Below are 1,108 nucleotides of genomic sequence, written 5' to 3' on the forward strand. Positions count from 1 at the left end.
ATCCCTTTAAGATTTCGGGCAATATCAAGTTTTTCTTCTTTACGGCCTTCGTTCTTTGCATCCCTCATTCCACTCCGCCAGTCGAGTTCGCCTTTCATAAGGCTGGTTTAAAGCGCATAAGCCTCATTATAATCTGTCTCACCTTTCATTTTGCAGTCTCCGCCAACCGGAAACATCCCAAGCCGGTATTCCACCGCTCCTATTTTCTTTTTTAAAAACGGCTTCCCCCACCCGATAGAAAACGCCTCAACGTCAATTTTTACTAGACGTGCGGCAAGAAAATGCCCAAGCTCGTGAAAAAAAACTACAATCCCCAGTCCGAATAGCCCTAACGCTATTTTCAGTATAAACATGAATTTATGATAACATAATTTATAAATTTATTCCAGAAGACTTCACGATAAGATAACGGACAAAACCCTTTGATTTTCACTCTTTTTTACGCGCTTATCGGTGAAATGCTCAAATCCCTCGGTTCGCTTTAATACTTTTATTGTGCGCCACGCCGTGTTAATTTATTTATCTACACCGCTTAACGCGGTGCATACTTGGGCGCCATATATAGGTATGTAATTTTTGAACCTTCTTTCGAAGGTTCGGTACAAAACTGTATTGGAGTTCATTATGGAAAATGTTAACAGAAAACACAAGGACAGCGTTTTTTCTTCGCTGTTCAGCGACCCGGATGTCTTAAGGTTTTAAATTAACGGATTCTGATAAAATACCATTGGAATTAATCGTGCATGTCTACAACGTAAACTACGGGCATAATCCCGAAATATTAAAAAAATGCGAAACTTTGGACAGCTACAGTGTTTTTGTGGGCAAGATTCGCGAATACAAGAAGAAAGAAAATTCGCTTTAAAAAGGGGTAAGAAATGCGATAAACTATTGTATAAAGAAGAACATATTGAAGGAATATTTGGAAGCTCATGGCTATCTCTGAATAATTAAAGAGTTATAGAGGAATTATGAGCAAGAAGAAATTTTACCACGAACCAACACGAACTTTTTGCACATATCTTGCCGTTGTCCGTACATAATCTTGACAAATTTTTGTAATTACAATATAATTACAATATTGAGGTGTAATTATGTTAGCTTCTGT

Annotated in this window: 1 protein-coding gene; it reads right to left on the minus strand. The window is 37.7% G+C overall.

Going from position 1 to position 1,108, the window contains the following annotated elements; translation table 11 throughout:
- Positions 1–107: 107 nt before the first annotated feature.
- On the minus strand, positions 108–353 hold the full coding sequence (locus ACYVRH_RS13095; protein WP_461257340.1) for a site-2 protease family protein: 246 nt from the start codon (positions 351–353) through the stop codon (positions 108–110).
- Between the last annotated feature and the right edge of the window lie 755 nt (positions 354–1,108).

This window comes from Treponema sp. R80B11-R83G3, from assembly GCF_054786115.1.